The organism is Microcoleus sp. bin48.metabat.b7b8b9.023 (genome assembly GCF_013299185.1).
In the GTDB taxonomy this organism is placed as follows: Bacteria; Cyanobacteriota; Cyanobacteriia; order Cyanobacteriales; family Microcoleaceae; genus Microcoleus.
Genome location: NZ_JAAFKG010000046.1, coordinates 1 through 24,781, shown reverse-complemented (window position 1 = coordinate 24,781; position 24,781 = coordinate 1). Strand labels below are relative to the sequence as shown.

Here is a 24,781-nt window from a genome sequence, read left to right as displayed (position 1 = left end):
CCCATGCCCCATGCCCCATGCCCCAATCCCCAATCCCCACATTTAACTTTCACCTAAATAAGCTTTGCGAACAGTTTCGTTTGACTGCAAATCGCTAGCACTACCAGCGACTACAACCTCACCAGTTTGGATCACATAGCCGCGGTGGGCTACACTCAAAGCCATGCGAGCGTTTTGTTCCACCAATAAAATAGTAGTTCCGCCCGCATTAATATCGCGGACGATCGCAAAAATTTGACTGACTAACATCGGCGCCAAGCCCATACTCGGCTCATCCAACAATAACAAACGGGGGCGCGACATCAAAGCGCGGCCGATCGACAGCATTTGCTGCTCACCCCCACTGAGAGTGCCCCCTTTTTGACTGATTCTTTCTCGCAAACGGGGAAATAAATTTAAAGCTTTTTCCATATCCGACTTGATACCGAGAGTATCGTTGCGTAGATAAGCACCCATTTCCAGGTTTTCTTGCACCGTCATGCGCGGAAAAATCAACCTTCCTTCCGGGCTTTGAGAAATGCCCAAACGGACGATCGCCTCTGTAGACAGCGATTCCAAAGGCTTACCCTCAAATAATACAGTGCCGCTGCGCGGGCGCAGCAATCCTTGAATCGTGCGGAGAGTGGTAGTTTTCCCCGCCCCGTTGCTACCAATTAAAGTCACAACTTCTCCCTGCGAGACAGTTAGCGATACTCCTTTGAGAGCGTGGATATTTCCGTAGTAGGTATGTATGTCTTTGATTTCTAGCATAATTAGTCTTTCTGCTTTGTCCTTTGTTATATTATCCCGACTCATTATAAATTTTTATTGCATTTATTGAAAATTAACTTTTTTTATAGTAGACAGCATTTTTACTTAAATAAATACCCAGCGAGCGATCGAATACCATACAGTTTTAGAAATTGGGTAGTGGTGCAGAAGTAAGAATTTTCCGGCGATCGATCCTTATGCAGAGGGGATTGCATCGAATTGCATCATTGAAGAAAACAGGACTACCAGAAGTTTTTGTCGCCAACTTTACAGAACTTTTAATCAAACAAACGATTTCTTGACAGTAACTTTACAACCATGTCTAAGTAAAGAGATAGTATGAATACGTAAGGGAAATCAACAGCTAGTAATTACGAAGATAACAACCCATAAAATTTGGCAAATTTAAGGAGATTCACCATGAAATTCAATCACAGCACCGGAGCAATCGCATTTTTATTAGTAACTCCTTTAGTAACCGGTTTGACAGTAGGTATAGCGCCCAGCAATGCTGCCACAATAGCAGGTTCTGCGGCCGAAGTAAGCATTGACACATTCAGTCAAAGACCGACAGATACAAGTAGATCTACTAATACTAATACCTTGGCGATAACTAACAAAGGTGTTGTGATTAGCGAAGCCAACGCTGAGGCAGTATTTATCTCTAACTGTCACGAATTGCTCGCAGCAAATCTCTCGAAGAGTCAAGTCACAGGTAGCGGCAGCAACTATGCAGGTTTAGCCGAAAGCCAAGCAACAGTTATCGGCGACTTCGAGATAGATGCCCAAGAAACTTTTTCCTTCAATTTCCAGACAGTTTTAAATGTTTTGACATCAGTTGACAACAGCCAATCCGAACGCGCCCGAGCCAGTGGAAATATATTTTTCGGGTTGATTAACACTGTTAGTAACATTCTCTTAGACTCCTTTGAACTTGTCAGCTTTTTAGACTCTTCTGGGGGAAGTTATTTTAATTTGTCCGCCAGCAACAACTTTCATCCCACAAAAGTCAATTTTAATTTTATGGAGGAAGGAAGTAGAGCAGAAAGCCTCCTCTATACTTCTGGGGTGTATTCGCGGACATTCGACAGCGCCACTAACTTAAGATTAGTAGAAGTTAAGAACAATATCGCAGAAGCAGAGGCAGAACCACAAGCCGTTCCCGAACCGAGCACTGTATTGGGTGCTGCAATATTTTTAGGATTGTTTGCTAGAGCACGAAAACTCAAGAATAAATTATCTGAAGTTCAATAAAAAGTTTAGGGAAAACCCCCGAAGATCAATCCGTAGGATACGCAGTGTATAGCCTTTCTCAAAAAGATGAGGTATGGCTGACAGCTTACATAACCGCTGAAATCAAGAGGGCTCTCTTCCCAACAACGTCCGCGAATCTTTGTGAAAACCGCTATACACCTCACTAGACAAGATTGCAAAAGTCCTTTTAATCAAATTTTGGGACGGGCTAGAAGCCCATCCCACAATTTTTTTCTTGTGGGATGGGCTTCTAGCCCGTCCTAATTATTGTTGCAATTGAGTTCTAACTATTATCCAATGGCATCTTCTTCTTTTCCCAAATATGCCTCAATCACGCGAGGATTTGCGCGAACTTCTGCCGGAGTTCCCTCAGCAATTTTAGTACCGTACTCCATTACACTCACGCGATCGCTAATTCCCATCACCACTTTCATATCGTGTTCGATCAGCAAAATACTCAAATCCAACTCATCCCGAATCCGGTAAATAAAGCGAGTCAAATCGGCCGTTTCATTCGGATTCATTCCCGCAGTCGGTTCATCCAAAAGCAAAACTTTTGGATCAGATGCCAAAGCCCTCGCAATTTCCAATCTGCGCTGGTCGCCGTAGGAAAGGTTTTTTGCCAACTCCGGCGCTTTCTTCACGCCCAAACCGACAAAATCTAGCATAGTCAGCGCTTTTATTTTAGCTTCCCGTTCCTCCGAATTCACAGTCGGAGGGCGGAGGATTGCGCCCAACAAACCAGCTTTTAAACGGCAGTGTCTGCCTACTAAAATATTATCCAACACGGTCATGTTGTTAAACAATCGAATATTTTGGAAAGTTCTAGCAATGCCGAAGGTTGTGAGGCGATCGGGTGCTAAACCGGTGATATTTTTATTTTCCAGTACCAACTGGCCCGCACTCGGTTTGTAGATGCCCGTCAGCATATTAAAAAATGTGGTTTTGCCAGCACCGTTGGGGCCGATCAAACTGGCGATCGAGCCTTTTTCCAAAGTTAAGCTGACTTGATTTACCGCAGTCAAGCCGCCGAATCGCATTGTAAGTTGCTGTGCTTCTAATAGTGACATTTTGGTCGTGTTTCCTAATATATTATATTGCAGTGCGAGCTTGTACTCTCACCCTCGCAAATTAACTTGGAAGATTATACAAGATTGCAACAGTCCTTTTTGTCAAGTTTTCGGACTGGCTAGAAGCCCATCCCAAAATAAAAAAAGATTTTTGTGGGACGTTGCTCCGAGCATCGTCCTCGCTATTTTTGCAATTCAAGTCTATTGTCGGACATATTCTCTAACGTACAAACAAAATAGAACTTAAAAAGATTAGATTCCAGCGAACGGAGAGGGCGATATTGTGCGTGCAAATCTGCCGTCGAAAAGTTCTCAATAAGTTTGAGATTGAGTTCGTCAGCTAAAGTGGGAATTTGGTCAAACCCAGTAATCCACGGTGCATACATACTTTCGTATTTATCTATGTAATCATTGATATCTTGGTAGCCCGTTGTCCTTAAAATCACCTTTTCCGACATATAATCAAAAGACAATCGAAAGCTCTTCACATTGTCGCGAATTTGTTCTAATACAAATATTACATCTTTTTTTGCGAGCAAGGTAGTGTTACCTTCCCACAAAAAATATGTCGGCAGCTCAAAATCAAATTCGCTCTGTTTCAGCAAGGAGATTAAACCGTCTTTTACGTAATCGCCGGGAATGTAGCGAACATTTGCCTTGACTTTGTTGGCTTTGAGAGTTTCTGCTTTTAATTGTAGCGTAGCGCTATCGTCTATTTCAAAATAAGTAGCTTTTTCTCCATTAATTCTCGCAGCGCGAGTATCCAACCCGGAGCCTAAAATCACTACTTGCTTGCAACCTCCTAAAATTTGATTTGACAAAACATCATCAAAATATTTAGTCCGCAGCTTAACCATTTCTTTCGCGGCTGGAGAGTTTTGAGCTATTTTAGCAGCGATTTCTTTTGTTTCCTCATTCAGCCAAATTTTGACTACATTGTCGGTGTAAAGAGGAGCAGTTTCTGCATTTTCTTCTGCTCTAAATTCTGCAACGATAAAAGCAGTTCCTGTTACATTCTTACTCATTGCTCATTTTCCCCCTTAACTATTAGATATTTCCAGAAAGTCCTTTCTTGAACAGGCTTTTCGGCCTGTTCCACAAGAATTATTGGATGGATCTATTGATTTCTCGCATCTGCTAAAGTCTGATTGCTCGCCTCAGCATCATCATGCAATTCTGCTTGATGAATTTTATCGGGAATCAGCCCTTCCGGCCGCACGATCATCATCACAACTAAAGTTAAACCGAAGAGAAATAAACGCATTTGAATCGGGTCTAAACTGGTGGCGAGAAAGTCTGCTAACTGCGGAATTGCTATTCTCGGCAACACAAAAGTATTCATAAAACCTTTGAGGACTTGGGCGAGTTGGGGTAGATAAAGCCGATCGGCAGACATGATAATGATACCGCCCAAAATCACGCCTGTCATGTTGCCCAAACCGCCTAAAATCACCATGCACAGGATGATGACGGAGACTGAGAAATCGAAGACGCTGGGAAAAATGGCGCTGATATAAGCTGCGTAAAATGCGCCTGCAAACCCCGAAAATGTCGCTCCCATTGCAAAAGCCGAAAGTTTGGTTTTGACGAGGTTAATGCCCATCGCACTCGCCGCTAATTCATCTTCGCGCATGGCATTCCATGCCCTTCCCAAACGGGAATCTTGCAGCCGCGAAATCATGAAGTAAGAGAAGACTACTAGCAGTAAAATTAGGTAGTACCAGGGAAAGTAGTTGCCGGTGCTGAAGGTGCCGACGATGGGGAGAGATGGACGCCCGATCGGGTTTATGCCCGCTTCGCCGCCGGTGAGGTTGAAAGGTCGATCGCACCCAACGAGACAAAGCACCAATTCCGGCTTACCCAAAACAGCAGCGACAATCTTCGAGATTGGTTCATCGATGCGAATTGCGGTTAAATTCCTAAACACCACCGGGATAATTTCGCCAAAGCCCAGGGTAACAATTGCCAAATAATCGCCCTTGAGCCGCAGTGTCGGAATACCCAGGATAACGCCCGCAATGCCAGCTACACCGGCGGCGATCGGCAAAACCACCCAAAAATTCCAACCAATATTTATCTGCTCAGAAGATAGCAAAGCCGTGGTGTAAGCGCCGATCGCAAAAAACGCCGCATATCCCAAATCCAACAAACCCGCAAAACCCACAGTAATATTCAAACCCAGCGCCAGCATAATAAAGATTTGAATCTGTACTACCGTAGCAATCCAGCCGGTCTTAGCCTCAAGATCGATAAACGGAAACAGAATTAAGATAAAAGCTAATGTTACCAGAGTAGCCTGTCGCTGGCGTTCTCCCGGCAAACCCTGCAATGCACCCATTAACGTAGCTGTCAAAATTGCGATCGTCAAACTGCAAATTCCGTGCAGTAAAGTAGTCGGCAAATCCACCGCAGACTGACCCGAAAAAGGTCTAACTAAAACCCCTTCGACCACGCTAGCAACTAACAGCCAAACTCCCAATCCCAATCCGGCTAAACTGCCAATTGTCGCACCCATTTTCGGGTTGTTAACCTTCTGTTCCTGACCAGCCATAAAGCCCGCCGCCGTACCCATCAGCCAGCCGATGACAGTGCCACTCCAACCACCGAATAGGAGGACTGTCAAAGAGGCGATCGCGCCTAATATACCGCTCGATTTAATTGCTTTGATTATTTTGTTTGACATAGGAATAAGTTATTAGTTATTGGTTATTAGTTATTGGTTAAATTCTCATTACCGATTACCGATTGCCGATTACCCAGGAACTCGCTCGACTGCTGGTTTTGGGAACTGGCGATCGCACTAGGTACAGTTTAGAGTCTTTTGAGTTTGATTATTGCACCAAAAGCGACGAAATTTGCAATATACTGGAACTGTTACCGCAACACACTTCAACGGGCGATCGCGATATGGTACAAGCTCTTCAAAAAACTATCACCCTGGACGAGTTTTTGCAACTGCCAGAAACCAAACCCGCTAGCGAATACATCAACGGTGCCATTTTACAAAAACCTATGCCAAAAGGAAAACACAGTAAACTACAAGCCAGACTCGTCACAGTCGCCAACGAGATCGGAGAAAAACAGCAAATTGCCCTAGCCCTACCAGAACTTCGCTGCACCTTTGGCGGACGTTCTATTGTTCCCGATGTCGCGATTTTTGTTTGGAATCGTATTCCCTTAGATGCTGACGGCGAAATTGCCAATACATTTAATGCTCACCCAGATTGGACAATAGAAATTTTGTCCCCTGGCCAAAGCCAAACCAAAGTCACAAACAATATTTTGCATTGTTTGAATGCCGGTTGTCAGATGGGTTGGTTGCTCGATCCCGATGAAAAAAACATTTTAGCTTATCCCGCAAAGCAGCAGCCGATTTCATTGCAAGAACCGACAGATATACTGCCACTTCCCGAATTTATGCCGGAAATGCAGTTGACTTTAGGCGAAGTTTTTGGCTGGTTGAAACCAGGGAATATTTAATGGGGCTACTGTATCGCACTCAATTGAGAAGTGCTATTTTACACATACAAATAAACCTTTAGTTGTATCGATAGACACATTAAGTATTTTTCAGTAACATAAATTAGCACGACCGCGAACTATTTTTGATGTTTAATATAACTTGAGCTTTTGCTACACAGGTGAACGACACCTAGCTTGCCTGTTCTTCTCACATAATTTTCCGGCCTAGTATGCACAATAATCCACGAATTATCCACTTAACCGAGGTTTCGGCGACCGATTTCCCCACTTCGGACAACTACAGGTACAAGTGCCGCGTGCAGATGCTCTCCGATGAGGGACAACCTTTGTTGCAAAAGGATTCCTTTAGCCGCAAGCAACCAAGCTGGTTATTGGATCTGAAAAACAACGGAGACTGCACGATCGCGATTACCCTATGCTACCGGGAAGGAGATATTACTCTGCCCTGGCAGGATGCCGCAACGGTCACATTGGCGACGCAGGATTACCTCAATGGTGAAACCAGCGCCGAGTTAGAATTTCCCATCGCCAACTGGAATCTAGCACCTCAGTTGAAGTTGAAAACTCGCCTTACCCAAAGTACCAGTCAGGCAAGTAGCAGCACGCTGACGCTGTTGGGACATTCGGAAAATCGTCGCCTCCACGCGCAAGCAAGTCAGAGCAACGGCCAAAGTGAATTCGAGATGCCCGAAGCGCTTCCCCTCACACCCCAAGAGGAAGTAATTGTCAAAGACGTTTGGAACAAGCTGCGGGCTTGGAAAGAATTGCAAATGGAAAAGTTCTTGAAGCGCCTCTTGCTGGAGGCTCCAGAACTAGAGTACATCTTTGGAGATGCCCTGGATACCGTAAGCGACTACTTTTTTGAGTTATTTGACTGTTGCGTACATCAGCTTCAGCCTGATACCCAAAACGTGATTTCGGAACCTCTGATGGGGGTGCCGGCAGAAAAAGGTGATAGCTTCGATAATGTTGAGGATTATGGAGCGCTGTTTGCCGATATGGGGATGCGTCCCCATCACTGGCTGAAGGCCCGGCAGGTGTGGATGTGGATGTTGCCGTCGATTCCTTACCTAGAAGAGTACGATCGCGAAAATCTAGCAACAGGAACTCACTCCGCTGTTTATCGCTTTTTCAACATTGATGTGATTGTCCCAATGGTAGAGGCGATGCGTCGCTACGAAGAGGCAATGCTCCCAGATGTCAAGCAACGCATGGCCGAATCCTTAACCATGCTCAGACAGAATACGCAGCAAATTGGAGAGGCATTTTTTCAAACCCTATTTGAAAAATACCCGTTCATGCTGCCTATCTTTGGACGGACAAACATGGATTATCTGTCCTTGAACCTGTTTGAGGTATTGGAATTTTTGGTTCACTGGTTCCAGGGCGGCAGTAGAGACGAACTAATTCAAAATCTCCGCGTGTATATCTTTAATGAGATTGACACAGACGGGACTGGAACAATCTCTATTGAGGAACTCATCGATTACTCGCGCAAGTCGGGGCTATCGATCGCCATCAACGAGTTGAACGATCTGTTTGCTCGCGTAGATGTCGATGGTAGTGGCGAGATTGACTTTGACGAATTTGAAGAGTTGATAGTCCAGCAGTTAGGAACCCAGGTGAGTATTGATGATATACCCTCCTGCGCCTATGCTGGTATGGTACAGGTATTGGTACTCATACTTGAGAAGTATGTGCCAGACTTCACCCCTGAGTTAAGGCACGCATGGCAGACGTTGTTCGATCGCGTTATTAACGTGATGAAGTTGCCCAAGCTCAATGAGGAGCGATTGCTCAAAAAAGCAAAGCAGTATCTGGAGCAGATTGCCACCGAGCAAGAATGGGAACCAGAGGATCGGGCGCGGCGTTGGGTAGAAATCCAAGAGGAAGTGAAAGCCACAGGCACTTACACCCAAACCTACGAAGAATTGGCCTATGGAGCACAGTTGTCGTGGCGCAATGCTTCCAAGTGTATTGCTCGAATTCAGTGGAATAATATGGTGGTGCGCGATCGCCGCCATGTCACCAACCCCGACGAGATGTTTCGCGAGTTAGAAGAACACCTGCGATACGCCACAAATGGGGGCAATATTCAAATTACGATGACCGTCTTCCGTCCCAAACAGCCGAAGGAACGCTGGGGGCCGCGCGTCTGGAATTCCCAATTGATTCGCTATGCCGCTTACGAGCAACCGGACGGGAGTATTATGGGCGATCGCGCCAACTTCGAGCTCACCACAGCCATCTTAAAACTCGGCTGGCAACCACCGGAACCACGCACACCCTACGACATCCTCCCCCTAGTCATTGAAGTCCCAGGCATGGAACCCAAATTCTATGAGTTTCATCAAGACGATGTACTGGAAGTGGACATTGAGCATCCCACAATTCCAGAGTTCAAGTCCCTTGGCTTTCGGTGGTATGCCATCCCAGCCATCAGCAACTTCCGCATGGACATCGGTGGCATTACCTATACCTGCCTCCCTTTCAATGGCTGGTACATGGGTACCGAGATCATGCGGGATTTCTTGGAAGATTGGCGCTACGACAAAACAGAGGAAATCGCCAAAGTTCTCAAGCTGGATACCAGTTCTGAGCAAACCTTGTGGCGCGATCGCGTGGCATTAGAACTCAACATCGCTATCCTATACTCGTTCCAAAAATCTAAGGTGACGATGGTCGATCACCAGTCTGCCTCTAAACAATTCATGGCTCACGACTTGCGCGAAAAGAAAGCAGGGCGCGAGTGTCCGGCAGATTGGGGTTGGGTCGTACCATCCTATGGAGGGAGTACCTGCCCAGTCTGGCATCACCAGATGCGCGACTTTTACCTAGACCCTGCCTATCATTATGGAGCCGATCGATGGACAGTGGAAGACGGCATTGACCTGGAACAATTCATCACCAATACCGACTCAGACGACAACAAGCAAGACCGCATCCTCATTCTCTATGCTTCCGAGACGGGGACTGCCGAAGGCTTTGCGCGGAAAGCCTCCCGTCAACTCCAGCGTTACAAAGCGAAAGTGATGGCGCTGGATGAATACAATGCCGAAACCCTAGCCTCAGAAAAGCTCCTCCTGATCGTCACCTCCACCTTCGGTAATGGCGAAATCCCCGGAAACGGCCAAAAATTCCTTCAGTGGCTGAAGAAACAGCCTGCGGGTTCCCTCACTGGGTTGAGCTATTCCATCCTCGGCATTGGCAGCACCGTTTACGAACAATTCTGTGCTGCTGCAATTTCGGTAGATAAAACACTCGCAAAGGCAGGGGCTAACTGCATTGTGCCGTTGCATAAAGGGGATGAAATTAAGGGACAGGCAGACACCTTCAAACAGTGGCTGGGACTCATCTCCCGCGTTTTAGGTGAGGATGTCACCGCCGCCGATGCCACAACCGCATCCGCCCCAAAACTCAACGTTACCTTCTTAAATGAGGCAGAAGCAGCAACCGTTGCCCCTCTGGCCGTGAGTGGAGATAAAGCCATCGAAGTTCCTGTCGTAGCAAATCGAGAACTGCTCCAAGAGGTGATTCCTGGGAGTCGTTCTACTCGTTATATCATGTTCGATATTTCCGATAGCAATTTGCAATACGAAACCGGCGATCACGTTGCTGTTTATCCTTGCAATCCACCGGAATTAGTACAGCGATTGTGCGATCGCCTCTCAATCACCCCTAATACCTATTTCACCGCCAGTTACGTCACACCAGATGGCACTCAAATAGAAGACCAACCCCCGATTGCCGTCCCAACAACCGTAGGTCAGGTACTCTCCCAAGAACTCGATCTAGCTTTGCGGGAACCATTCAACGAACTGCTGGGCTACCTGTACTCCGCAGCCCAAAATCCCCAGGAGAAACATCGCCTGGAAACCTGGCTGGAGATTCTCCGGCAGGTAGACGACAATCGCGACAGCGTTTTGCTCAAGAAAACGATCGCGGACAACTTCATGAGTGTTCTCGATCTCTTTGATGAGTTTCCCTCAGCAGAGATTACCCTAGCCGCCCTACTAGAGTTGCTGCCGAAGCAAAAGCCGCGCCTCTACTCGATTTCCTCCTCTCCCTTGCTCCATCCACAGCACCTACAAATCACCGTTGGAGTCCTGCAAATCAAAACCGACGCAGGCAAAGTCCGTCAAGGACTCTGTTCCAACTACCTAGCTGGACTCGAACCCGGAGCAAAGGTTCGCATTGGTGTCCGTACTTCTAGCTTCCGTCCGCCTAGCGAACTCGATGCACCGATGCTGATGGTGGGACCTGGTACGGGAGTCTCTCCGCTGATTGCTTTCCTCCAATACCGAGATGCCTTGTTGCAGCAAGGACAACCCTTGGGCGATGCTACCCTATACTTTGGCTGTCGCAATCACAGTGACTTCCTCTATCAGGAGCAGATGCAGACGTGGCAGAATCAAGGTGTACTTTCGGGTCTGGAAGTGGCATTTTCCCGTCTTGGCGACCAAAAGCTGTACGTGCAGAACCTCATGCAGCAAAACTCCCAGGATGTCTGGAAGCTGCTGAGTCATCCTAAGTGTCACTACTACGTTTGTGGGGATGCGAAGATGGCGGATGATGTGTTTGAAGTGATGCTCTCTATTGCCAAAACCGAAGGCGGTTTATCTCACATCGAAGCCGCCGTGTTCTTCGACAATATGAAGCAAGAAAAGCGTTTCACCAGCGATGTTTGGGGCGTGCAGTTGAACTTCAAACAAGCTATCAAACAGGTGCAAAAAGATAACTACTCTAAAGCCGAAGGATGGCTAATTCGGGTGCAGCAGTCAAGTGACAGCGAAGCACCAGTCACGGAATTGGCGCAACCGCTAACTGTCTAACATTTGGGACTGCAACCATTAGCAAAAGGAGCTGGAAGTCTTCTGAATTCTAGCTCCTTTTGTTAATTTTGTTTGAATTGATTGATATCAATTCCGCTATTCATCGAAATTATTCATCTCTCTTAAATGTATCTCTGGATCGCGAATTAAATAATTTACACATATTTGTGGGACTAAAGTCCCGCCCGTCGTTTCTGGACGGGCGGGACTTTAGTCCCACAATAACAATAAAAATTGTAAGTTATTTAATTCTCATTCCTCTGTGTTCTGGAGCGTACTCTGTGGTTAAATTATTCCGATGCAACGGTCAACGATATGAGCCATCGATTAAACCCTGCAATTTCAAACCTTCTCCTGAACATTCTCACCCAACAAACCGCCGGGCCGAAAAGCCAAAATCACCACCAAAACCCCAAACACCCAAGCATTAGTCCAGCGACTCGACAAATACTGATCGCTCAAAGACGACAGCACCCCAATCAAAACCCCTCCTAACATCGCCCCTACAATATTGCCAATCCCCCCCAAAACAGCGGCAGTAAAAGCCCTCAAGCCCGCCGTAAAACCCATCGTAAAAACAATAGTATTGTTGTAGAGACCAACCAAAATTCCTGCCGAACCAGCCAAAGCGCCGCCAATCAAAAAAGTCAGAGCAATAATCTGATCGACATTAATTCCCATAATCTTAGCAGCATCGCGGCTTTGAGCAGTAGCCCGCATCGCCTTTCCCAGACGAGTGTACTGCACGAACACATGAAGCAAAACCATTAATACCAGAGCCACCACCAACACAATTAAATCTTTTGTAGTAAATACAATACTCGTTTCAATTCCCATAGCTTTGAGAATATCAACTCGTGGTAACAAATCAGGGAAGCTTTTCGGTGCGGCCGAATTAGACCCCATCACCGGAAAAAAAGCTTTCAAACCTCCCCAAAATAATCCCATATTTTGGAAAATAAACGAAACGCCGATCGCCGAAATTAACGGAGCCAAACGCGGAGCATTTCGCAAAGGACGATAAGCATACTTTTCGACGACAATATTCAGCCCCGCACAAAACGCCGAACATACAATTAAAGCGACTAACATCACCGGTATCGCAACACTTAAAGGTGCGCCGTCTTGAATCCCAAAAGCTCCAAACACAGTCAGCGAAGCAAAAGCGCCCAACATATACAAATCGCCGTGAGCAAAATTGATCAGCTCAATAATGCCGTAAACCATCGTGTAACCCAAAGCAATAATTGCAATCAGCGCGCCGTTGACTAAACCCACTAACAACTGTTGAATCAGCACTTCTGGGCTGCGGACTATTTCGCCAATAATTTTCGGTAAGTCAAATCCGGCGATCGGGCCTAACAACAAAACTATATACGCTACACCTATATATAAGAGAATACTTTTCCAGTTTTTCATAATTATTGGGAATGGGGAATGGGGAATTGGGCATTGGGCATTGTGCATTGAGGCAGAAACCGGGTTTTTTCCGAAACAACTCGCTCGAAACCTTAAATCCAGTAAAAACCCGGTTTCTTTAGTATGAATGCGTCCTAAACTGCGATCGGTAATCGATAAATGAACAGTCAACTGACAACAGTCAACTGACTAATTATTCAGTCTTTAGGGGGCTCACAAATTCCCACTTACCAGCTTTAACAACATTTCCTGACATTGTAGTCAAGCTAGTGTCACCATTAGCATCAAAACTCCAAGTGCCAAGTACGCCGTTAAAATCTTTAGTTGCCAAGACAGCATCGCGGATCGCCGCGCGGTCATTTTTACAGACCTTATTAATTGCGCCGATAATCACCTTAGCAGATTCATAAGCATAAGCTGCATAAGCTTCCGGTTCAGCATTAAATTTTGCCTTGTAGCTTTCATACCACTTCGCACCCACGCCAGTCAATTCTTTAGGAGGCAAACCGCCAAAAGTAGCATAAACGCCTTCGGCATCTTTGCCTCCGGCATCAATTAAAGCTTGCTCTTTAATGCCATCCGGGCCCATGATTTTAACTGCGTCCGCAGTCATTCCGACATTTCTGATGTCTTTAATTATCTGTCCGGCATTACTTTGGGTAGTGCCACCAAAGTAAATCATGTCGGGACTTAAAGCTTTAATCTTATTCATTAAAGCTTTGTAATCGCTGGCTTTGATATCAATTCCCTCGCGGCCGAGGACTTCAATTCCCGCAGTTTTAGCAGTTGCTTCAAAAACGTCAGCAATGCCTTTGCCGTATAGTTCTTGATCGTCGAGAATGTAGACTTTTTTAACTCCTAAAGATTTCGCCCAATTACTGGCGATCGCACCTTGAAGGTCGTCTGCGGGTACAACGCGGGCGAAATTACGAGTGCCTGCTGGGTAATAAACGTTGGGTTCTTTCGGCTCACCTTTTCCTGGTTTTGTCAAGCCCGGATAGGTGGTAGCGGGACTCACCATCGCTATATTGGCTTGGTTGAGCACGGGAATTGAAAGTTTGGCGGCACCGGAGTTGTAATGACCGATCGCACCAACTACCGATCCATCCGCTGCTACTTTGTTAGCATTGGATGTGACTTGGCTGGGATCCCATTTGCCAGCCGCAGCAGTCGCATCATCGAGAATCTCGTATTCGATTTTGATTTTGCCATCGCAGGCTTTAGAGTCGGTTTCGGCAAGGGCTTGTTTGACACCGTTGACCATTGTTTGAGCTTGACCCAAGGCGCTACCTGTCATCGGTAGCATGGAGACAATTTTGACGGTATTTGGGTCTCCGGGGGTAGTGACTGCGACGGGAGTGGCTGCGGGAGTGGTTCCGGGAGTGCTGCCGGGGGCTGTGGCGCTTGGTGTTTGGGGACTCTGACAACTAGCACAAAGAGAGGCTATACCTGCGGCTACAAGTATTTTCCGCAATCCTGCGGCGTGCAGATTCAGTGTGGTGTAGGTTTTTGGGGATGTGCCACTCTTGCCCCCTGATTTCTGGGAAAGGTTCATGGGTTGCTTGGTTTGTTGGTTGCGTTTTTGCATATTTTTCACTGTTATCTGTATGTAGTCAAGAGTTAGCACATATTTCACAAATTTGGCTGAGGTACAGTCAACTGTCAATCATCTGGGTCTACTTGGTATCTCTGCTTTCACAATGAAGAAACAGAGCATATCGGTACTCCGATTGCTGGCGGGTAGTTCACACAAACTCTGCTCGCCTGAGAATCTGATATTATTGGCTCTCGTTGGAGGTTTGCTAGCGCATGATTGAGTTGCAGTCAGATTTAGAATATGTGGTGAACGATCGCCTAAAAGTCTCTCTCGATGCGATCGCACAATTTTGCCAGCGCTGGAACATTGTCGAGTTTGCCCTGTTTGGCTCAGTGCTGCGGGATGACTTTCGCCCCGATAGTGATGTGGATGTATTAGTTACTTACGAGCCATCGCACCGCCTCACGCTTTCTCATTTATTGGGTATGCAGGAAGAAATAGAGAATTTATTTCACCGTCGTGTAGATTTAGTGGAAAAAAAGCTGTTAAAAAATCCTTATTTGCGATCGAACATTTTGAAAACGCATCGAGTGATTTATGCAAGCGGGCGATCGGAATAATGATTCACTTTGGGAGATGGCGCAGGCAATTGGTGTTAACTTAACTTAAAACCCAGTCACAAACTGCTGGCTTGACCATTAAAGGCAAGATCCCCCCTTAGCCTGCCCCCTACTCCCCCTAAAAAAAGGGGGGGACAAGAGTCTTATCAAAGTCCCCCGACTATCAGGGGGATTTAGGGAGATCTAGACTTGGCATAAAACCCAGATTTATCAAGATAGCTGACCTAATTTCTGAGTAAGAATCGCCACAGCCGCTTCGTAATCCCTGCCGATGAGGTAAGCAAAATGATAATAGCTGGCAAGATAGAAATCGCAGCCAAACTTCTGATAGCGATCGGCGATCGCCAGAAATCCATAACGGGCATCGCTGGGTTCGGTGAACCAATTGCGATGGTAAGAATCCTGAAGAAACAGGGTGAGTGTCTGTCCGTCGGCACTCGGAATCAATCGAATGGGATGAATGCTAGCATGGTGCGATCGCGCCACTGGTAGCAGCAAGTTGTACCCTTCAAATGTGAGAAATTCTGCCAGATCTTCTTCGGTACTCTCAAAATAGGATTGCTCCGGTAACTTAAGAAAATGGTGCCACGCCATCCAAAATTCGTGTTTGGCGTCCAATCCCGGATCGATATCTAACCGCCACTGTTCGTCTTGACATAAATCGTCGAGCGCATCTTGGGGTAAATCAGCGAGTTTCATAAATTTTTCCCTACTATTTTTTAACCAATTATATCGACTATTTTAATAGGTTTTTCTAGAATAAAGAGATATTTTACAAGAGCGATCGCCCGCAAACCAAAGATGCGCGATCGCTATTTGGGAGTGCGAGCCTTTCGTTCGCGAGCGTCCCGATCGCATTCCACTTATTCCTAATTATCTAGCTATTTTAACGGTTAAAACACCAACATCGCTCTTTTGATCGACAAAACGCATTAATTTCTCCTTGACTTAATTAAACAGAAATGGTTTAACAAATAAAATCATACGATCTAACTCCATTTTGTTGTGTTTGAGAAGATCGTGTCCCCATAATTCATTCGTGTTATCAGAACAGTCATTTGCAAGGGCTTCTCCGATATTTTCAAAACTCTTTCTAATATCGCTCCTTAACTTCTCTGGTTCAGATAATACTCCAATAACAAATACTCTATTTTCTAAATCATCGGGAATCCGATCCTTTACATACTTAAACCTATTGTCATAATCTTCATCAAAATCAATCATCAAGACCATCATTCTTTGTGGAAGTCTTCGCATTTCAGATACATGATTGTCTTGAAAATTATCCACAACTTTTCCCCAACCATTAGCAATTGGCAAGACTTGAATAGCACGTTCATTAATAACGTTTGAGTTGAGAATGAATCCGGTGGCAATTTGGCGATTAGCATCATCTTCAGGCAACACAAGAACATGGTCTTGATACTTATTCACAGTCATAATTCTATGTCGCCACGAATCAAGGTATCTACAAGATCCCCACTGACAGGTATATCGCCCAGCAACCTAACTAAGGTTGGCTCTAGGTGACTTTTTCGATCGAGTACAAAGGTATTTTCATTTGAAAACTTTCTGATTGCTTCCTCATTATGTGAGGTTGCTACAATCTGACCGCTATCCTTAAATGAACGTCGCAGTGATGTAACAAAATGTCCAACCTCTGACAGGGAAAGATAGTTATCGGGTTCGTCCCAAAAGCAAAAAAGTGGGCCGTAATACTTGTTAGCAGCTAAGACAACAGCACAAAGAAAAAAGCATTTCTCCCCATCAGATAAGTCTTTAAAGTCAACACTCAGATTGGCATTCTTTGCTTCAAACCTAACAATCATACTTTTAGAGTCTTTCCCGATTTGTTCATTCAGAAAATCCTGAAAGTCAGGCATAACTTCTTGGAGGTGTCTGTAAGCCTGTGTGTAGGCAGCAGGGTAACGACTGAGTAACCCAGAGAACCACTCCCCAAAGTTTGAACCGTCTCGTTTTGGCTCCAACGTTTCCCCGTTAGAGTCTCCAGTCATCAGGCTTGGGATCGGGGCTAAAATAATCGTGCGGGCCAGCCAAGTTTTGAAAATACGAAGCGGATCGGTTTCTGATTGTTCCTGAATCACTGGAAGAGCAACGAGATGCCAATCCACCAGAAACTGAGCTTCAAGATTGCGTTGGCTGTGGCTGGTGTAAAGAGTGACTTGGGCTTCCTTGCGAGAGTAAATTGGATTTCCTGAAATTAACAGTTGCTCTTCAAAAACTCGAAGCTCTCTAAAGTTTTCTGGTAATTCCAATGCTAGGATATATTTGTATAGTTTATTGTCAAGTAATACTTCTATCTCAAATCGAATTGGAACATCAGACCTGCCTCGATTGAAATCTTTCGGATCGATAAGACCCAGATGATTTTTATCAAAGTCACGCATTCTGTTAATGCCTCGACCGATGTGTTGAAGGATTTCCAATACAACACGGATGGTTGATTTACCTGCACCATTTTTCCCAATTAAAAGGGAGGATGGCATCTCTTTGAGAATCAGTTCAAAGTTCTCCAAGCATCTGAAGTTATGTACGTATAGTCTTTGGAGCATAGAAAAACGACTCCGAGAGTGAAAAGTGAAAAAAATGGTCAGTTTAATTAACCAATATACAATATTTGCACTTCAGAGCACCTAAACAGGTTGTGGTAGATGTAGAGGGGAGTCCGCCCGTACTTGCCCCGGATGAAGCGGCGCAAGGGATCGGCTCTACAAGATTATGCAGAAAATATGAGCGGGCGATCGCCATTTCAAGTCTGAGTTAACTCACATTGTCACAACTAGAGTTCACAAATATCCACTGGACTGCGCGATTAAAGATGCCTCGCTTTTTTCCTTGGATCGATCGACACTAAAGTCTTCATAGTACGATCGCTCAGTATTCACATCCCACAAATCGTGCTTTTCCCCAAGCAGATTTCTCACCGCCAGCATCCCCGTCAGCATAGAATGGTCTTGGTTGTTGTATCGGTGCATACCATTTCGCCCGATCGTCTGCAAATTCTCCATCCCAGTCAAAAAACCCTCCAAAACCCGCAAATGTCCGCGATATTCGGCATCGTAAACAGGATAAGCCTTCGGCTGCCTCAGCACCACCCCATCCTTAACATCCGCCATTTTTGCCAAACCCAACTCAGCCAACTCGCGAGTTGCTAACTCCACAAGTTCAGCATCCGACATTTGCCAAAGTTCCTCGCCTTCATTGCAAAAATACTCCATTCCCAAACAAGTTTTGCTCGCATCGGGAACCAATGCAGCACTCCAATTCTTAAAATTCTGAATCCGTCCGACTTTCACTTCGGGAGAATGAATGTAAATCCAGTTGTCAGGAAACAAACTTGGGCGATCGACAATCAGCGATACAATCAAAAAATCTCGATATTTTAGCGATCGCGCTGCGTGCAACACTGGCTCAGGCGGCTGCGGTTTCATCCGTGCTACCAGCGCCGATATCGGCATACTCGTAATGAAATTATCGGCCGAATATTCAACTAATTCTCCGTTATGCTCAGCAGTAATACTTTTAATTTTATTACCTTCACGCTCAAAGCTAATCACCTTGGTATCGAGATAAACTTTGCCGTCTTTATCTTCCACAGCTTCGGCGAACTTTTCCCACATCATCCCCGGCCCCAAAGCCGGATAGTCAAACTCTTTTATTAACGTTTTAGTATCGTTACTGCCAAACAAAGCATTAATTATCGCTGTTGTCAGCGACAATCCTTTAATCCGTTGCGCCGCCCAATCCGCTTGAATTTCCGAACAGGGAATTCCCCAAACTTTTTCTGTATAAGTCTTAAAAAATGTTTTGTACAAGCGATCGCCAAAACGATTGATCACCCACTGTTCAAAAGTTTCTTCTTTGGGAAGCGGCCAGAGTCTAACTCTCAGATAGCTCACAATAATCAGCGCACTCTCAATTATTCCCAAATTAAACAGAGTATTGAAGGCCCCGATCGGATAGTTAAAAAATTTACCTCTATAAAAAATTCGCGACAAGCGCGGCACTTTAATAAACTCATTTCCCAGTACCTCTTGCCACAACTGCTGCACCGCTGCAACTTTAGTATAAAATCGGTGGCCGCCAATGTCGAAACGATAGCCTTTGTAGCTTTCGGTGCGGGCCAACCCGCCAACTTTATCCCCTTTTTCCAGTACGACTGGCACGATGCCTTGCTTGACTAGCTCGTAAGCAGCAGTCAAACCCGCAGGCCCAGCACCGACGATCGCCACAGGATAATGTTTCACTCAGCCTACCTCCAGCCTTTTTATACCACTATACAATTATTTATAACTTCTAAAATTAATATATGCACCAGTGAATACCCTGATAAAATATCGATCGGCTAGAAGCTGAAGGACAATTTGTCTTGATTTATTGAGCGGATACTGGCAACCTAACTTTGCCAGTCAACAGCTTTTTTTGGGATAAGTGGCGAGCAGTGCCGATCGCAAATGCCAGTCCGCTGTAAAAATAGAAAAGCCAGTGCCAAGGAATGGTTTTCAGTGCAAATAAGATACCGTGTTTTTGCTGAAAAAATCGATAAAGCTCTGAATTAATTGCTACTAAGGGTATTGCCAGCAACCCAGCCAATAGCAGAAAGTTCAGCGACCAGCACGTCCCCACCACTGCCAGCAGCATGGCATAAGTTAAAACTACACTAATTCGGTTCGATACTTGCAAGTTGAGGTCATTATTCAATTTGCGATCGCGCCAAATCAGTTCAGTCCAAGGCAGCGCTCGGTAAAAAAAGTCAGCTTTCACCATCCCCAGCGCTTCCCAGCGCTTTAAATGCTTGACTTGCAATGTTTTGCACAGTCGAATTTTATAACCGGCTTGTTTCAAACGGTAGCCCAGCTCAATATCCTCGATCGAAGCTTGGCGGTAACTCTCATTAAAGCCACCCATCTGCAAAAAAATTTCCCGGCGAATTACTCCGCAAGCGCCCCAAAAAGTCGAAGCTTCTTCATTACCTGTTTGGTGCACGTAGTGGTGGAGCAAGTTCCTGTACTGCGATAAAAAATCGGGATCTCCAGGAGCATCGTCATAGGAACCGATCAAAGCAGCTAAGTAGGGATTATTTTTGAACACCGATTTCGCATAACCCACAGCCTCAGGACAAACAGCGACATCAGCATCCACAAAAAACAGAATATCTCCCTTCGCAGCTTGCGCTCCCAAATTTCTCGCTCGGGCGGGGCCGCCGCATTCGGGAATTCTGATGACTTTGGCGCCGAATTCCTTGGCCAGACGCCAAGAACCGTCGCTTTCGCCATCTGCTACTACAATAATCTCGATCGGCTTCGGTCTAGCTTGAGCCAGTTTTGACAAACAGGTGCGGAAGTAAGCTCCCCCGTTGTGGACTGGGATAATTACGGATACAGTCGGTTCGTTGGTATAAATCATTACCGAGTTTGTTTTGAATTGCATGGAAAACCAATGATTGAATTTCAATGCTCCTACTTTACGAAAAGTAAAATCAGCTCTACATTTTTGTTTATAACCCGATTTCTGTTTATCTTCAACTAAATTTTTTGCTGGCAATGTAGGCTGCATTTATACCCATTCATGCCTGTATTCTAAGCCACATCTGGCTGAGACTCACCTGATGAAGACAACAGCTTTACGAAATCTTTATATATATCATTGTTTTTGTAAACCTTCTAAAAAGCCCCACCAGCCATTGTGTTTCAGAGTATTCCACCGCACAAGAATTTGATTTTTTTCGACCGTAACAAGTATAAAAAGCAACATATGATATACTGAGACTCTCCGGCGATCGCGAGTTGCCCAGTACAGTTGATTTTATATATGCGATCGGCGAGTCACTCCTGCACCAAGTCTGTATCCCGACTGCTATGTCAATGCACATTTGATGAGTTTTGGCAATATATTTCAACTGTACGCCTGCAAATTTTCGACGGTGTGCGATCGACCTTAGGTCTTTGTTAAGATACCATTAAATCGGTGCCTGAGAGTCAAAATTTTTACATAAAAAAGTTTTTATATCGCATGAACAACACCAAACACAATTTAAATCAGCCATTAATTTCAGTAATTATACCGGCTTACAATGCTGAGGAATTTATTGCCCAAACACTCGAGTCTGTGCTATCTCAAACTTATCAGAATATAGAAATTTTAGTTGTGGACGACGGCTCTACAGACACAACCGCTGAAATCATCAAATCTTTTGCTCAAAAAGATAGGCGAATCACTTTATTGCAGCAGCAAAATGCAGGTGTAGCCGTCGCTCGCAACCTAGCCTATTTACACTCAAAAGGCGAACATATTGCTCCGATCGACGCTGACGATATTTGGTACCCGCAAAACCTGGAAAAACAAGTTGAATGCCTGACAAAATCGGAATCTTTTGTTGGAGTTGTTTATTCCTGGTCATTAGATATTAACGAAGAAGGTTTGCTGACAGGTGGATTTTACAACTCAACAATCGAAGGATCGGTTCACGATGCCTTAGTTTATAAATATTTTATCGGCAATGCCAGTTCATCTCTAATCCGTCGCGCTTGCTTTGAAAAAGTCGGCGGTTACAACTGCAAATTCAAACTAGAAAATGCTCAAGGTTGCGAAGACTGGGAATTGCACCTCCGCATCGCCCAATACTATCAATTTAAAGTAGTACCGGAGTATTTAGTCGGCTACCGACAAATTGCCAGCAGTATGTCTTGCAATTATGCAGCAATGGCAAAAGGCCATTCGTTAATTATGGCAGATGTCCGGCGGTATCACTCGAAGGTTCCCGAGAAAGTTTACTGCTGGTCTAGCAGTAATTTTTACATTTATCTAGCTGTGAAAAGCAACCGCAACGGCAATTACCGGAGTACGCTGTTGTGGCTGTATCGAGCTTTAAAAGAAGATTTTTTAATGGTTTTGCTGCGGCATAATTTGTATTTGTTGGCAATAGAAAGTATGTTAAAAATGATATTAGGATCGAGAAGTGAATCGGGATTGGAGTTGAAGCAAACATCGGATTCAAGTGCCGGGACGACAATTGCTGCGATCGAAAAGCGAATGAATATTCACAGAATGTTGCCGTCGCAGGTTTATGAAAGAATGCGGTTGAAGAGTTTAGGAAATCTAGAACTATAGCGGTTCTCGGAAAGATGAGGTACGTTGTTGGGCTTCAGCCCTCTTAGGAATGAGAATTAAATAACTTACAATCTTTATTGTTCTTGTGGGATGGGCGGGAGAGCCGGTCCAGAACAGACGGGCTTTCTCGCCCATCCCACAAACTTGTGTAAATTATTTAATTTGCGATTTTTTGTAAATTATTTAATTTGCGATCTTTAGTTCAATACTCCGGACAGTTTTCAATGACCAACGGTAGAATGAGGGTTCTGGGTTCCAGCCTCTGTGAAATATTAACGGTAGAATGAGGCTTTGGGTCGCTGCTCAAAAAACAGTCCGAGGTATTGTAGTTGAACTGATTATATAAGCTGTCAGTCATACCTCATCTTTTTGAGAAAGGCTATAGAATAATATCAATTTTTTATGTAGAGAATGTAGATCAAATTTGTCGGTAATCATGTCTTACTCAAAATCTGTCAAAAAGCACGCTCTCCTCGGAGTCCGGCAGGGGTTTAAACCCCTGCCTCAAGGCGAAAATCGGTTAAAAAACAACTCAAAAACCAGATCGAAATCAGGTTAACTCCAGTCCTCTAAAAGAGGACTTTCGCTATGAGACAGGGGTTTTCAACCCCTGTCGTACTGCGGGAATCGCGGTGAAATTCTCTGACTCACAACAGTTAAATCTGTTCGATCGAGCTATAATCTAAGCGTGAGAAGCTGTAGGAGTTTTAGCTTTCGGCTGCTTACCATCCGGCGAAATAGATTCCCCTTCAATAAACGATCGCAACATCCAAGCCATTTGTTCGTGCTGTTCCATCAAACCAGTCAAAAAGTCTGCCGTTCCATCATCCTTAAACTCTTCACCGCACTGTTCGACGTGTTTGCGGAGATTGCGAATAATCAGTTCGTGGTCATCAACTAAACGCGACACCATCTCAGTCGCCAAAGGCAAATCGCCGATATGTTCTTTAATCGAACCATACTTCAGAAAACCCTCAGCAGTACCAATTGGGTAGCCACCTAAAGTTCTCACCCGTTCGGCCATAGCATCGATATTTACTGTTAACGCCTGGTAGTGCTCTTCCCACAACTGGTGGAGCGATCGAAACTGCGGGCCAACTACATCCCAGTGATACTTTTTGGTTTTGATTAACAGCAGATAAGCATCTGACAGGTCGTGATTCAATAGTTCGATCACACCGGCACGTTGCTCTTCAGATAGACCTATGTTTAACTTACGCATTGCAACTGCTTCCTTCAACTCTAAGTTTTCACCTATTAGAACAAATTACCTCAGTCAAATACATCACTCTAGAGGACGATCGAACTTTGGTAAAATTACGGCATTTCAGGTTAAAGTAATCGCAATATAGATACCTTTGGATAGATGCAACTTTTTGTTCCAGGCCGTCTTTGCCTGTTTGGCGAACACAGCGATTGGGCAGCGGGTTACCGCCAGCTCAATCCCGCTATAGAAAAAGGCTACACTCTGATTGCCAGTATCGATCGAGGAATTTATGCCGAAGTTAGGCCGCATCCCACGCATTTAATTTTTCGCGCTTCTTTGAACGACGGCAAAAAAATTGAGGCTGCATTCCCGATGGATAAAACTGCTCTGCTTGCAGAAGCCGAAACAGGCAGTTTTTTCAGTTATGTGGCCGGCGTTGCTGCTCAATTTCTCACACACTACCGCGTCGGAGGGCTAGAAATAGACAATTATTTAACGGATTTGCCAATTAAAAAAGGCTTGTCTTCGAGTGCCGCAATTTGCGTGTTAGTAGCCCGCGCATTCAATCGCTTGTACGATTTAAAAATGAACGTCCGCGACGAAATGGAAATGGCTTATTTAGGCGAAACAGCCACACCTTCGCGCTGCGGCCGCATGGATCAGGGTTGCGCCTACGGAAATCGATCGATTATGATGATTTTTGACGGCACGCACATGGATGTTGTTGAGTTAAAAGTACCCAAAGATTTGTTTTTTGTCATAGTAGATTTGGGTGCGAGAAAAAATACTCAAGAAATCCTGGCAAGTCTAAATCAGGCTTATCCGTTTCCTGTGAATGAAGTTCAAGAAAACGTGCAGAAATATCTTGGTTTAATTAGTGCTAAAATTACGCAAGAGGTCGCCTCAGCTTTGCAGCAAGGAGATGCGGTCAAAATCGGCGAGTTGATGAAAGTTGCTCAGAGGGAATTTGACACGCATTTAATCCCCGCTTGTCGATCGCAATTAACGGCCCCTATATTGCACGAACTCCTGAACTATCAACCGATTCAGCCTTATATTTTGGGCGGCAAGGGTGTCGGTTCTCAAGGAGATGGCACTGCTCAGTTTATCGTAAAAGACGATGAAAGTCAACAGCAAGTTATCGATATTATTGAACGGGATTTTCCCCAAATGGAATGTCTGAAAATGACTATTCCTTCTCAGAGTTAATCCATTGGTGACAACTTAAGTTCAAACCCATCCACAGACTGCTGTTTAACTATTAAATTTAGATCTGAACGAGCCAAGAGGGCGGGCACGCACCATCCACCGCCCCTACAAGGCTACCGTGTACACACAACTTGCCAAAACCTGGCTGTGTCTGACACAACCCTTAGTCGGCAAGGTTTTTAGACAATCGAGATCGTTATCAATAGTTTTAAATTATTGATAATGGGTGACGGGAAATCAAGGATTAAAAAAATAAATTTCCGTTTTTT

18 protein-coding genes are annotated in these 24,781 nt (G+C 45.0%); 6 read left to right on the top strand and 12 right to left on the bottom strand.

The window, feature by feature from the left end; translation table 11 throughout:
• Positions 1 to 42: 42 nt before the first annotated feature.
• Positions 43 to 750 (bottom strand): ABC transporter ATP-binding protein, encoded by a 708-nt coding sequence (locus QZW82_RS22805; RefSeq protein ID WP_293153262.1) that lies wholly within the window; start codon positions 748 to 750, stop codon positions 43 to 45.
• A 420-nt stretch (positions 751 to 1,170) separates the two neighbouring features.
• On the opposite strand from QZW82_RS22805, the gene QZW82_RS22800 reads away from it, so the two are divergent.
• Positions 1,171 to 2,004 carry a PEP-CTERM sorting domain-containing protein gene (locus QZW82_RS22800; protein WP_293153260.1) on the top strand — a complete coding sequence of 278 codons (834 nt, stop codon included), beginning with the start codon at positions 1,171 to 1,173 and terminating at the stop codon, positions 2,002 to 2,004.
• A 290-nt stretch (positions 2,005 to 2,294) separates the two neighbouring features.
• Here the strand turns inward: QZW82_RS22800 and QZW82_RS22795 are convergent, their stop codons facing one another.
• From QZW82_RS22795 to QZW82_RS22785, 3 genes are all read right to left on the bottom strand, one after another.
• Positions 2,295 to 3,074, bottom strand: a complete 780-nt coding sequence (locus tag QZW82_RS22795; RefSeq protein WP_293153258.1) for an ABC transporter ATP-binding protein — start codon at positions 3,072 to 3,074, stop codon at positions 2,295 to 2,297.
• A gap of 182 nt (positions 3,075 to 3,256) precedes the next feature.
• Positions 3,257 to 4,099 carry a class I SAM-dependent methyltransferase gene (locus QZW82_RS22790; RefSeq protein ID WP_293153256.1) on the bottom strand — a complete coding sequence of 281 codons (843 nt, stop codon included), beginning with the start codon at positions 4,097 to 4,099 and terminating at the stop codon, positions 3,257 to 3,259.
• A gap of 92 nt (positions 4,100 to 4,191) precedes the next feature.
• The gene (locus QZW82_RS22785; protein ID WP_293153254.1) at positions 4,192 to 5,757 is read right to left on the bottom strand and encodes a branched-chain amino acid ABC transporter permease; all 1,566 of its coding nucleotides are present in this window, start codon (positions 5,755 to 5,757) and stop codon (positions 4,192 to 4,194) included.
• Between the two features lie 224 nt (positions 5,758 to 5,981).
• On the opposite strand from QZW82_RS22785, the gene QZW82_RS22780 reads away from it, so the two are divergent.
• Complete coding sequence (locus QZW82_RS22780) at positions 5,982 to 6,554, top strand: Uma2 family endonuclease (protein ID WP_293153336.1); 573 nt, start codon at positions 5,982 to 5,984, stop codon at positions 6,552 to 6,554.
• Positions 6,555 to 6,766: 212 nt separating this feature from the next.
• Positions 6,767 to 11,389 carry a nitric oxide synthase oxygenase gene (locus QZW82_RS22775; RefSeq protein WP_293153252.1) on the top strand — a complete coding sequence of 1,541 codons (4,623 nt, stop codon included), beginning with the start codon at positions 6,767 to 6,769 and terminating at the stop codon, positions 11,387 to 11,389.
• A gap of 342 nt (positions 11,390 to 11,731) precedes the next feature.
• Here QZW82_RS22775 and QZW82_RS22770 read toward each other — a convergent pair whose 3' ends face one another.
• Positions 11,732 to 12,808, bottom strand: coding sequence for a branched-chain amino acid ABC transporter permease (locus QZW82_RS22770; RefSeq protein WP_293153250.1), 1,077 nt, complete (start codon positions 12,806 to 12,808; stop codon positions 11,732 to 11,734).
• 193 nt (positions 12,809 to 13,001) lie between these two features.
• Complete coding sequence (locus tag QZW82_RS22765; RefSeq protein WP_293153248.1) at positions 13,002 to 14,396, bottom strand: branched-chain amino acid ABC transporter substrate-binding protein; 1,395 nt, start codon at positions 14,394 to 14,396, stop codon at positions 13,002 to 13,004.
• Between the two features lie 221 nt (positions 14,397 to 14,617).
• On the opposite strand from QZW82_RS22765, the gene QZW82_RS22760 reads away from it, so the two are divergent.
• Positions 14,618 to 14,965, top strand: coding sequence for a nucleotidyltransferase family protein (locus tag QZW82_RS22760; RefSeq protein WP_293153246.1), 348 nt, complete (start codon positions 14,618 to 14,620; stop codon positions 14,963 to 14,965).
• Between the two features lie 210 nt (positions 14,966 to 15,175).
• Here the strand turns inward: QZW82_RS22760 and QZW82_RS22755 are convergent, their stop codons facing one another.
• The 5 genes from QZW82_RS22755 to QZW82_RS22735 form a co-directional block, all read right to left on the bottom strand.
• Complete coding sequence (locus QZW82_RS22755) at positions 15,176 to 15,664, bottom strand: hypothetical protein (protein WP_293153244.1); 489 nt, start codon at positions 15,662 to 15,664, stop codon at positions 15,176 to 15,178.
• A gap of 249 nt (positions 15,665 to 15,913) precedes the next feature.
• A complete protein-coding gene (locus QZW82_RS22750; RefSeq protein ID WP_293153242.1) occupies positions 15,914 to 16,399 on the bottom strand; it encodes a hypothetical protein in 486 nt (161 codons plus the stop codon).
• Positions 16,400 to 16,401: 2 nt separating this feature from the next.
• Positions 16,402 to 17,538 carry an AAA family ATPase gene (locus QZW82_RS22745; RefSeq protein WP_293153240.1) on the bottom strand — a complete coding sequence of 379 codons (1,137 nt, stop codon included), beginning with the start codon at positions 17,536 to 17,538 and terminating at the stop codon, positions 16,402 to 16,404.
• Between the two features lie 234 nt (positions 17,539 to 17,772).
• A complete protein-coding gene (locus QZW82_RS22740) occupies positions 17,773 to 19,233 on the bottom strand; it encodes an NAD(P)/FAD-dependent oxidoreductase (RefSeq protein ID WP_293153238.1) in 1,461 nt (486 codons plus the stop codon).
• A 127-nt stretch (positions 19,234 to 19,360) separates the two neighbouring features.
• Entirely contained in the window at positions 19,361 to 20,392 is a 1,032-nt protein-coding gene (locus QZW82_RS22735) for a glycosyltransferase family A protein (RefSeq protein ID WP_293153333.1), read from the bottom strand.
• A 606-nt stretch (positions 20,393 to 20,998) separates the two neighbouring features.
• Here QZW82_RS22735 and QZW82_RS22730 point away from each other — a divergent pair.
• Positions 20,999 to 22,096 carry a glycosyltransferase family A protein gene (locus tag QZW82_RS22730; RefSeq protein ID WP_293153236.1) on the top strand — a complete coding sequence of 366 codons (1,098 nt, stop codon included), beginning with the start codon at positions 20,999 to 21,001 and terminating at the stop codon, positions 22,094 to 22,096.
• Positions 22,097 to 22,778: 682 nt separating this feature from the next.
• On the opposite strand, the gene QZW82_RS22725 is transcribed toward QZW82_RS22730, so the two are convergent.
• The gene (locus QZW82_RS22725) at positions 22,779 to 23,318 is read right to left on the bottom strand and encodes a Dps family protein (RefSeq protein ID WP_293153234.1); all 540 of its coding nucleotides are present in this window, start codon (positions 23,316 to 23,318) and stop codon (positions 22,779 to 22,781) included.
• Positions 23,319 to 23,462: 144 nt separating this feature from the next.
• Between QZW82_RS22725 and QZW82_RS22720 the strand changes: the two genes are divergently transcribed.
• On the top strand, positions 23,463 to 24,512 hold the full coding sequence (locus QZW82_RS22720) for a GHMP kinase (RefSeq protein WP_293153232.1): 1,050 nt from the start codon (positions 23,463 to 23,465) through the stop codon (positions 24,510 to 24,512).
• The last annotated feature ends 269 nt before the right edge of the window (positions 24,513 to 24,781 follow it).

Bases quoted from the DNA above. Each gene is read 5' to 3' on its own strand.
- QZW82_RS22805 (WP_293153262.1), bottom strand. From the start codon at position 750: ATGCTAGAAATCAAAGACATACATACCTACTACGGAAATATCCACGCT.
- QZW82_RS22800 (WP_293153260.1), top strand. From the start codon at position 1,171: ATGAAATTCAATCACAGCACCGGAGCAATCGCATTTTTATTAGTAACT.
- QZW82_RS22795 (WP_293153258.1), bottom strand. From the start codon at position 3,074: ATGTCACTATTAGAAGCACAGCAACTTACAATGCGATTCGGCGGCTTG.
- QZW82_RS22790 (WP_293153256.1), bottom strand. From the start codon at position 4,099: ATGAGTAAGAATGTAACAGGAACTGCTTTTATCGTTGCAGAATTTAGA.
- QZW82_RS22785 (WP_293153254.1), bottom strand. From the start codon at position 5,757: ATGTCAAACAAAATAATCAAAGCAATTAAATCGAGCGGTATATTAGGC.
- QZW82_RS22780 (WP_293153336.1), top strand. From the start codon at position 5,982: ATGGTACAAGCTCTTCAAAAAACTATCACCCTGGACGAGTTTTTGCAA.
- QZW82_RS22775 (WP_293153252.1), top strand. From the start codon at position 6,767: ATGCACAATAATCCACGAATTATCCACTTAACCGAGGTTTCGGCGACC.
- QZW82_RS22770 (WP_293153250.1), bottom strand. From the start codon at position 12,808: ATGAAAAACTGGAAAAGTATTCTCTTATATATAGGTGTAGCGTATATA.
- QZW82_RS22765 (WP_293153248.1), bottom strand. From the start codon at position 14,396: ATGCAAAAACGCAACCAACAAACCAAGCAACCCATGAACCTTTCCCAG.
- QZW82_RS22760 (WP_293153246.1), top strand. From the start codon at position 14,618: ATGATTGAGTTGCAGTCAGATTTAGAATATGTGGTGAACGATCGCCTA.
- QZW82_RS22755 (WP_293153244.1), bottom strand. From the start codon at position 15,664: ATGAAACTCGCTGATTTACCCCAAGATGCGCTCGACGATTTATGTCAA.
- QZW82_RS22745 (WP_293153240.1), bottom strand. From the start codon at position 17,538: ATGCTCCAAAGACTATACGTACATAACTTCAGATGCTTGGAGAACTTT.
- QZW82_RS22735 (WP_293153333.1), bottom strand. From the start codon at position 20,392: ATGATTTATACCAACGAACCGACTGTATCCGTAATTATCCCAGTCCAC.
- QZW82_RS22730 (WP_293153236.1), top strand. From the start codon at position 20,999: ATGAACAACACCAAACACAATTTAAATCAGCCATTAATTTCAGTAATT.
- QZW82_RS22725 (WP_293153234.1), bottom strand. From the start codon at position 23,318: ATGCGTAAGTTAAACATAGGTCTATCTGAAGAGCAACGTGCCGGTGTG.
- QZW82_RS22720 (WP_293153232.1), top strand. From the start codon at position 23,463: ATGCAACTTTTTGTTCCAGGCCGTCTTTGCCTGTTTGGCGAACACAGC.